General features: G+C 65.9%; 4 protein-coding genes. 3 read left to right on the forward strand and 1 reads right to left on the reverse strand.

What is annotated here, in order from left to right:
- The first annotated feature begins 163 nt into the window (after positions 1-163).
- From AC0B61_RS11455 to AC0B61_RS11465, 3 genes are all read left to right on the forward strand, one after another.
- Positions 164-7,936 (forward strand): polymorphic toxin-type HINT domain-containing protein, encoded by a 7,773-nt coding sequence (locus tag AC0B61_RS11455; protein WP_471740411.1) that lies wholly within the window; start codon positions 164-166, stop codon positions 7,934-7,936.
- Positions 7,937-8,018: 82 nt separating this feature from the next.
- Positions 8,019-8,759 (forward strand): hypothetical protein, encoded by a 741-nt coding sequence (locus AC0B61_RS11460; protein ID WP_471740412.1) that lies wholly within the window; start codon positions 8,019-8,021, stop codon positions 8,757-8,759.
- 237 nt (positions 8,760-8,996) lie between these two features.
- Positions 8,997-9,212 carry an Imm1 family immunity protein gene (locus AC0B61_RS11465; RefSeq protein WP_471740426.1) on the forward strand — a complete coding sequence of 72 codons (216 nt, stop codon included), beginning with the start codon at positions 8,997-8,999 and terminating at the stop codon, positions 9,210-9,212.
- A gap of 262 nt (positions 9,213-9,474) precedes the next feature.
- On the opposite strand, the gene AC0B61_RS11470 is transcribed toward AC0B61_RS11465, so the two are convergent.
- Positions 9,475-10,083 (reverse strand): transposase (locus AC0B61_RS11470; protein WP_471740413.1); only part of this gene is annotated, 609 nt, incomplete at its 5' end.

Raw genomic sequence — 10,083 nt, forward strand, 5'->3', positions numbered from 1 at the left:
CGTCGGTCGGCCTTGGTAGCGTCCCGCCGGGTGCGATCGCACCAGGACCCGTAGAAGCCGACCAAGAGGAAAGAAACGGATGTATCCACCTGACACAGGCACCTCGCCCGGACCGCGGAAGCGCCGGTCCGAGGCAATAACACGCCCGGTGCTCCGTAAAGTTGTGCCCATCGCCGCGACGGCACTGATAGCCGCCGCCATGCAGGTCCCCGCCATCGCGATGGCGGCCGGCGACGACTTCAAGCTGCCACCCGTCCAGCACATCGAGTCCGTTCCGCTGTCCCGGGTGGTGCCGGAAAAGCAGGCCACCAAGACCGCCCAGCCACGGACCGAGCCCCCGGCAGCGGCATGGCCCAAGGCGGGGCAGGCCGAGATCACCGTTCCCGCAACCGCGGCACAACAGCCGTCCTTCCCGCCGAAGGCGCCCGGGCTGCCATTGACCGTCACGTCCGTCGGAACGAGTCCGGACGCGGGTCAGCAGCCCAAGGTCCGTGTGGCGCTTTCCGACCGGGCCGCCGCATCCACCGTGGGGCTCGACGGGATCCTGGTCGACCTGCAGCCCGTGGCGGGCAGTGCGGCCCCGGCCAAGGCCCGCGTCCAGCTGGACTACAAGGCCTTCCGCGAGTCGTTCGGGGCCGACTGGGGATCTCGACTGACCTTCGTACAGCTGCCCGCGTGCGCACTGACCACGCCGGACCAGCCGCAGTGCCGCACGGCCACGCCGCTTGCCGCCTCCAACGACACCAAGGCCGGCACCCTCACCGCCGACGTCGCCGTGTCGGCCCCCGCCGGCCGGTCCTCCGGTGGCGTGGTCAAGGCGTCCCTTTCCCAGGCCGCGGATACATCGGTTGCGGGCGCGACGGTGCTGGCCGCCGCGGCCGGCGCGTCAGGCCCGGACGGAAACTACAAGGCGACCTCGCTCTCCCCGTCCAGCACCTGGTCGGTGAGCGGCAACACCGGTTCCTTCAATTGGTCCTATCCGATCGAGCTGCCGTCGGTGCCCGGCGGCATGGCTCCCAAGGTCGCCCTCGGTTACTCCTCCGCGGCTATCGACGGACGTACCTCGTCCACCAACAACCAGTCTTCCTGGATCGGCGACGGCTGGGACTACAACCCCGGCTTCATCGAGCGCAGCTACACCGGCTGTACCGGAGACAAGGGCTCCGGCAGCAATGCCCCCGCCACGGGCGGCGACCTGTGCTGGAAGTCCGACAACGCCACCATCGCGCTCAACGGCAGCACCTCCGTGCTGGTACGTGACGACGCCAGCGGAGCGTGGAAGCTTTCCAGCGACGACGGCTCGCGCGTGGAGAAGCTCAACGGCAACGCGTCGGACACCGCCAACGGTGACACCGACAACGAGTACTGGAAGGTCACCACGACCGACGGCACCCAGTACTTCTTCGGCAAGAACCGCCTGCCCGGCTGGAGCACCGGCAAAGTCGAGACCGGTTCGGCTCTGACCGTGCCCGTGTTCGGCAACCAGCCCGGCGAGCCCGGCTACGCCGCCGCGTTCAAGGACTCCTCGCGGGACCGGGCCTGGCGTTGGCAGCTCGACTACGTCGTCGATCCGCACGGTAACGCCGTGGCGTACTTCTACGACCAGGAGAAGAACGCCTACGCCAAGAACATCGGCGCGAGCACCGGTACCCCCAAGGCCGACGCCGTCTACGCCCGTGCCGTCACGCTGAACCACATCGAGTACGGCCACCGGGCCGGCCAGGTTTACAGCGCCTCGCCCGCAGGCAAGGTACTCTTCAGTACCGCCGACCGGTGCGTGGCGGCCGACTGCTCCTTCACCAAGGCCAACGCCGCCAACTGGTACGACACCCCGGTCGACCAGTCCTGCGACAAGAACCAGGACTGCCGCAGCGGCGCTCCGACCTTCTGGTCCAAGAAGCGTCTGACCGGCATCAGCACGCAAGCCCTGCAGAGCGACGGCGGCTACAAGGACGTCGACGCCTGGAGGCTCGACCAGGACTTCCCCGCCACCGGGGACAGCGGCGGCCGGGCCCTGTGGCTCAAGACCATCACTCGAACGGCCACGCCCGGCGCTTCCCAGGTGACCCTGCAGCCCGTCACCTTCGGTGGCGACCTGCGCCCCAACCGGGTCGACTCCGCCGAGGGCCTTCCCCCGATGAACCGGTACCGGATCAACCGGATCACCTCCGAAACCGGGTCCGACACCGACATCAAGTACACCGACGTCGACTGCGTGGCAGGCGCCCTGCCCGCGCCGGACAGCAACAGCAGGCGCTGCTACCCGACCTGGTGGACGCCCGAGGGGGCGGTCGACCCGGTCCTCGACTGGTTCCACAAGTATTTGGTGGACACGGTCACCGAGCACGACCTGGTCGCCGGCTCGGGTTCCCCCGACAAAGTCACCAGCTACGAGTACCTCGACGGTCCCGCCTGGCGGCGCGACAACTCCGAGTTCACTTCGGACAAGGAGCGCACCTGGAACGACTTCCGGGGCTACCAGCGCGTCCGCACCCGCGTCGGCGCATCCGACAAGAGCCTGACCGAGACGGTCTACTTCCGCGGCATGGACGGCGACACCCTCGCCAACGGTCAGCCCAGGCCCGTCAGTCCGCTCCAGGGCGTCAAGGACGGCAACGAACTCGCCGGCTTCGTCCGCGAGAGCATCGTCTACGACACGGACGGGGGCAAACCCCTCACCAGCACGGTGAACAACCCGTGGGTCCGCGCGACAGCGAGCCGGGCGGCGAAGGCCCTGCCCAGCAAGGACGGAAAGCCCACCGCAACGCCGCCTAGCGAGACCGGCCGGCCAGAGGCTGCAGCGCTGCCTCCGGTGACCGCCGCGATGGTCCGCACCGAGAGCACGACCACGAAGACGCTCCAGTCTGACGGCAGCACGGCCCGCACAGTCCGTTTGAGCAACACCTTCGACGACTACGGCCAGGTCAAGACGGTCTCCGACGAAGGCGACACGAACACCTCCGGCGACGAGCAGTGCACCCGCACCACCTACGTCACCCCGGACACCGCCAACTGGCTCATCTCCTACCCCCAGTCCGTCCAGACGGCCAGCACGCTCTGCTCGACGGAGGCGACCCCGGCGACCATCACCAGCGAAGCCAGGACGTCCTACGACGGCCGGTCACTCGGAACCGCACCGGAACCGGGTAAGGGCAACGTCACGACGACTCAGGCTCTGGACCGCTTCGACGGCGGCACTCCGCACTACGTGACGGCCGCCACCACCGCGTACGACCCGTACGGCCGGGTGACCTCCGTCAAGGACGTCAACAACGCCGAGACCACGACTTCGTACACTCCGGCGAGCGGCACCCAGCCCACTGTGATCCGGTCCACCAACCCCAAGCAGTTCACGACCACCACCACCTACGGCGGCTTGCGGGTCCTGCCGGTGAAGGTCGTCGACGCCAACAACCGCACCACCTACGTCGACTACGACGCTCTCGGCCGCACCACCGCGGTGTGGAACCCGGGCCGGGACAAGACCGCCGCGCCCAACACGACGTACACATACACCATCGAACCGGGGAAGCAGCCCGCCATCACGACCAGGACTCTGCTGGAAGGCGGCGACTACCGCACCAGCATCTCCCTGTTCGACGGCCTGCTGCGCCCGCGCCAGGTCCAGGAGGAGGCACACGGCGGCAGCACCGCCCACAACGGCGGCCGCAATATCACCGACAGCTTCTACGACAGTCACGGCCGGGTCTACCGTTCCAACGCGGCGTACCACGCTGACGGAGCTCCCGAGGCTGCGCTGTGGATCGGTCTGGACAACAAGGTCCCGTCCCAGACGGAGACCGAGTTCGACGGCCTCGACCGGCCGACCGCCACCATCTTCAAGTCTCTGAACACGGAGAAGTGGCGCACCACCACGCGCTACGGCGTGAACTGGGTCGCGACGACGCCGCCCGACGGCGGCACCCCCACGCTCACCCTCACCGACGCCCGCGGGCGTACCTCCGAGGTGCGCCATTACAAGGGCGGAAGCCCGGACTACGACGCTCCCGCTTCCGCGTACGAGACGCTGAAGTACACCTACAACCCAGCCGGAAAGCTCACCCGGTTCAACGACCCCGCAGGTAACGGCTGGAGCTGGGAGTACGACCTGCTCGGCCGCCAGACCAAGGCCGTCGACCCGGACAAGGGCACCACCACCAGCTCCTACAACGCCGACGGCACGCTCGCCACCGTCACCGACGCCCGAGGCCGGACGCTCGCCTACACGTACGACGTCCTCGGCCGCAAGACGGCGATGTTCGACGGTTCGACCGCCGGAACGAAGCTCGCGGAGTGGGCCTACGACACCCTGCCCGGCAGTAACGGCCTGGCCACCGGCAGCACCCGCTACGACAACGGCAAGTCCTACACCACCGGCGTCACCGGCTTCAACAGCGCCGCCCGCCCCACCGGTACCAGCGTCACCATCCCGGACAGCGAAGGAGCCCTCGCCGGCACCTACACCACCTCCCAGACCTACACGCCCGACACGGGCCTGGTGGACACCACGACCTACCCGGCCGGAGGCGGGCTCCCCCAGGAGTCCGTCCACCGTGACTACACGCCCCTCGGACTGCCCACCTCGGTCAGTGGTGGCAGCCGGGTCTACTCCCTCGGCAACCAGTACTCGCCGCTCGGGCAGGTCCAACAGAGCGTCGTCGGTGACATTGGCTCCAGGGCGGTCCAGACCTACGTCTACGAGGACGCCACCCAGCGCCTCGCCGTCGCCCAGACCGACCGTGAGAAGAACGGACCGCAGACACTCGACAAGAAGACCTACATCTACAACCCGATCGGCGGCATCACCCGGGTCCGCGACGACCGCGACGATGCCGCCGTCACGGACACCCAGTGCTACACCTACGACTTCGCCCAGCGCCTGACCAACGCCTGGTCGGCGACCGACGACTGCGTCGCCAAGCCGACCTCGGGCAGCGGCCCCTATATCGGTGGAGTCGACCCGTACTGGACCAGCTACACCTACGACGCGGCCGGCAACCGCACCCAGGCGACAAACCGCACCAGCGGTGCCGTCCCCGGCCCGCTCATGGACACCACGAAGGTGACGTCCGTCGCCATCGCCGGTGACGCCCAGACCACCTCCGTCGCGATCGCCGACGGCCAGATCTACCTCGCCCAACAGCGAACCAACGGAAGCTGGCGCAACTACGAGAACCTGCACACCACGACCCAAGCGGGCCCTCTCGCCGCCCCGGTCGAGCACGTGGCAGCGGTCTGGGCCGACAACACCCTGCAGATCATGGCGATCTCCGGCGGCAAGATTTGGCACACCCTGCGCAAGGCAGACGGCTCCTGGCAGCCCTGGGGCGACGTCACCAGCGTCGTCGGAACGATCACCAACCCCAACCAACTGTCCCTGTCAGCCACCGCCTCCGGACTGGAAGTCCTCACCTTCTCCGACGGCCTCCTCAAGCACACCCTGCGCAAGCCCGACGGCCAGTGGGGAACCTGGGGCAACGTCTATGGCGAAACCGGAGCCCTTGACGGAGCCACCCGCGTCACCAGCGCGGCCACCGGATCCGGGCTCGAAGTCATAACGGTCGCGGGCGGCAAGCTCTGGCACACCATCCGCAACTCCGTTGGTAACTGGCAGCAGTGGGGCGACGTCTACAGCGTCACCGGCGCACTCGACTCGGCCGCCAACCTCACCGCGACCGCCACCGGTGCCGGCCTCGAAGTCGCCGTCATCGCGGGCGGAAACATCTGGCACACCGTCCGCAGGCCCGACGCCAGCTGGCAGAGCTGGGGCAACGTCAGCCAGGTCGTCGGCCAACTCAACCAGCCCGTGTCCGCAGCGGTCGTCAACTCCTCAGGCGACCTGAAGCTCATCACAGCCGCCGGTGGAGCCCTCAACTACACCAAGCGGGCCTTCACCACCGGCAGCTGGCTTCCCTGGACGCAACTCTCCCAGACCCCGGAGAACCAGCAGAGCGACCAGACCCAGCGCAGCTCCACCTACCCCGCCCCAGGAGGCGTCCGGCCCCACGCCCTGTCCCGCGTCGACACCACCGGTATGGGCGCCCGGACCGACACCTTCACCTACGACGACGCCGGCAACACCGTCCGCCGCGTCACGGCCGACGGCGACCAGAGCCTCGAATGGGACACCGAGGGCCACCTGGCCAAGTCCACCACCGCGGGCACCAGCACGACCTTCCTCTACGACGCCGACGGCAACCGCCTCCTGCGTCGTGAGCCCAACGCGGTGACGCTCTACCTGAACGGCCAAGAACTCAAGCTCGACAAGACCAACAACAACCAGGTCGCCGGCACCCGCTACATCACCGCCGGCAACGCCACCATCGTCAAGTCCTCCGACGGCAGCATCAACTACCTCATCAACGACCAGCAGGGAACCGCCCAACTCACCATCAGCGCCGACAACCTCGCCTACACCCGAGGCGACACCACGGCCTTCGGCACCCCCCGCGGAAAGAAGCCTGCCTCCTGGCCCACCGAACGCGGCTTCGTCGGCGGCACCAACGACTCCACCACCGGCCTCACCCACCTCGGAGCCCGCGAATACGACGCGGCCAACGGCCGCTTCATCTCCATCGACCCCGTCCTCGACCTCACCGACCCGCAACAGATCAACGGCTACGCCTACAGCAACAACAACCCCGTCAACCAGAGCGACCCCAGTGGCCTGTTCTCGATATTCGGGATCAAGATCTTCCCGGACGTCCCCAAAGCCAAAGATATTCTTCCGACAGCTGGAAAGATAGCTGCCGGAGGAGCTGATGCGGCCATCGGATGGTTCACGAAGAACAGTCCGTACAGCGCGATGAAAGATGCAATTGTCGCGGTGAACCAGCAGGCCGGTGTTACGGTCATTCCCGGAGTTTCCCCGAGCCGGTCGACCGAACACCCCATGGCAGATATGTTCGGAATTTCGCACGATGACCCGGCCTACAGATTCGGGGAGATTGCCGAAACCGTGGCGGAGATAGCCACGGACGGAGTCGGGGTAGCAAAGGGAGCTGCCAAGGGCGCCAAGGCCGCAAAGAATCTAATCAAAGACTCCGGCGGGGTCAAGAAGGCGCTTAAAAAGCTTTTCGGTGCATGCAGCTTCACCCCCGAAACGCCCGTCCTGATGGCTGACGGCACCGGCAAGGCCATCGGCGAAATCCAGGTCGGCGACAAGGTCAAATCGGGCGACCCGGAACGCCCCCAAGGGGAGGACAGCGGGGACCGAACGGTCCTGGCCACTCTGGTCAACGATGACGAGGACCTCGTCGATGTAACAGTCAAGACTGCGGGGGCTGTCGAGCAGACCCTCCACACGACGTCCAACCACCCGTTCTGGGACGACACGACCCATTCGTGGACGCCGGCGGGCCAACTCGTGAAGGGACACACCCTCAAGAGCGGCTCCGGTGACCTCGTTGAGGTCGCGGTCGCGCACCCTGTCACGGGTCGCGCCTGGATGCACAACCTGACGATTGCTGACTTTCACACGTACTATGTGCTGGCGGGGACCACTCCGGTCCTCGTGCATAACACCTGCGGTGGTGACAAGGTCTGGGAGCCGTTCCGCGAGGGCGTCGACCACACCGACCAGGGAACCCTTCCGGCGCATGCAGGGATTCCAGCCGGGGCTTCTCTTGACGCGGGTGAGTATCACTTCATCGTTCGCCAGGACGGTTCCTTGCGCGCTATGCAGAACGAATCAATGTGGGATCTCAATCCGGATGCCGGGCACACTTCCCTGGGCGATCGTCAAGGGGTGCTCATGGCGGGCACGTTCGATGTCGACGCAAATGGTGCGATATCCAGGATCGATAATTTCTCTGGCCACTACCGTCCGACGGATTCAACGCCATTGCTGAACGTAACTCGCAAAGCCTTCCAGGGGCACGGTTGGAACTTCGCCGACGACGCCTGGGATTACTACGCTGGGCCACCTGGCCACTGAACTGGTGAGTGTTCGCTGGGGGTAGTCTTGTAGAGGCTGCCCCCAGTGGGCTTGAAGCATCCGATGGGCTACCTTTTCCTATGTGGCGGTGACGATGGAATATCCGGCATTTCCCAAGCCCGACGTGCTCCTGGCGCGTCTTGTGCAGATTTCGGAGACCGACCTTCCCCGGGACAGCGGATTTCCCAAAGGTGAGCTGCCTCCGATCCAGGCGGGGGAATTCCCGACCGAGGAATTCCTTAGTCGATTGGCGGAGCGGGTCGGTATGCAGAGTCATGACCTATTCCTTATTGCGGGCCTGGACATTCCGGACGACGCATTGCACTTTGACCAGGAGGCTAGTCGCGAGCTCCCCCAACTGGTGAAGCGCGCACTCACCTTGCCCGCGGCTAGCCGGCAGCGACTGCGTGAGTGCGCCCGATCCCTGGCTGAGGTGCCGCAAACTGTCTCTCCCAGAGAGATGCGTTCCTTCGAGCAGTACCCTCCGGGTTTCGGTTCGCTCCTTGTGCGGATGCTCGCCCTCCGCAACCTGGGATGGTCCTCGGCGGCCAAGGTGATGTATCTGATGTCCGGTGTCTACCTGTCAGCTGCGACCATCGGGGCCGTAGGGCGTGGCGTCAAGGAACTCGACGCTGAGCTTCTCAACGGCTTTGCGGCTGTGATCGGCGTTCCGGTCGCTACCCTGGCCTCCTTGACCGGTATGCACCAAATAGCAGAAAGTCGCAGACACCCGGTGGAGATTATCGACACCGCCGCGCTGCTTTGGGATGTGCGGCACCTGACTGCAGGGCAGGTGCGGCAAGTCTCCCATCTCGCAGATTAGCCCTGGATATTCAGCACTGCTGGCGAGATGATGACCTGTTGGCAAAAGGTGCCCGTGATGGTATCCAGGAGTGACGGACCTCAGATGCTTGAATGTTTGGGATAGTCTTGATTCTGAATGCGGTGATTCACCGCAAGTGGCGCTACGCCGAGACGCGGCCCGAGATGTCGGGCGCTGATCGCCGAGGTCATGGAACCTGAAATCGGAGCTTCATGCTCTCTGACAGGTGTCACGTCTATGGCCTTGATTTTTTTTAGCCTAAACCCGCCAGATTTCGATCCCAGATTTGCTTCAGACTTGGGCGAGTCAAGGTTTCACGATCCAAGAAGCGCCCTTCCGGCCTCTGAGGTCCGTGCGACTGTGAAGGAATTCTGGAGCACGGGAAATCGGCCCAAGTGCATTCGCTGGGTCCGTGGTCGTGCGAATTGGCATCGCCTCGACGGAGACTTTTAGCGCAAAATAGAAGCGGCTCCACCGGAGGTAGCTCCGGTGGAGCCGCTGGGCTGTCTGGCGGGCGTGATGTGCGTGATTGTGCAGCCGCGTTGCCGTCAGCGTTGCCGTCGCCCGAGGAGGCAGCTTGTGGGATTCCTACAGCGCCGTGCCACCGTCCGTGCGTGACGCGCCATGCCAGCCTCGATGTTCGGCGACAGAAGGGGCTGTGAGGCAGGTAGTCGCGGCTACTGAAGTTGAATTCGTAATGTCGGTCTGAAGGTGGTCAGCCGTCCATGATCAGGCCGGTGGCGGCGAGGCATCCGTCGATGAGGTGAGAGCGGTACTGGATCTGCTTCAGGCTGCGCTTGACGGCTCGGGCGAGCTGGTCGAGGTCGGCTGCGGCGAGGTTGCCGATGGTGCGCTTGACGAGCGACCAGATGCCCTCTTGTGGGTTGAGGTCCGGTGCGTACGAGGGGAGTTGGAAGACGGTCAGCCAGTCCTGGTTCGCCTGGATGAACGCCTGCATCGGTGGCATGAGGTGGGCGCGCAGGTTGTCCCACACGAGGACGATCGGGCCGCCGAGCTGGATGTGCGCGCGGATGAGCAGGTCCCGGTAGTCCTGCCAGGTCAGGCCCTTCTTCTCGCCCTTGCGGCCGCGGTAGATGTGGAAGCTGTAGAACATCCGGGACCTCTGACCGGGCTTGTAGCAGCTCAGCCCCGCCATGGAGAGCCGGCCGGCTCCCCGGCCACGCACTCGCACGACCGGCGTGCAGCCGGCCCTGCCCCAGGTCCTGGCACGCGGCGGCCTCATCGACTGCCCGGCTTCGTCCTCAAAGACAAGCCAGGCCCCGCGGGCCGCCGCGGTGCTTTTACCCGCGGCCACGTCTCCTTC

The organism is Kitasatospora sp. NPDC023385 (genome assembly GCF_055664045.1).

Coding starts and splice junctions, on each gene's coding strand:
- AC0B61_RS11465 (WP_471740426.1), top strand. CDS start 8,997: ATGGCCTTGATTTTTTTTAGCCTAAACCCGCCAGATTTCGATCCCAGA.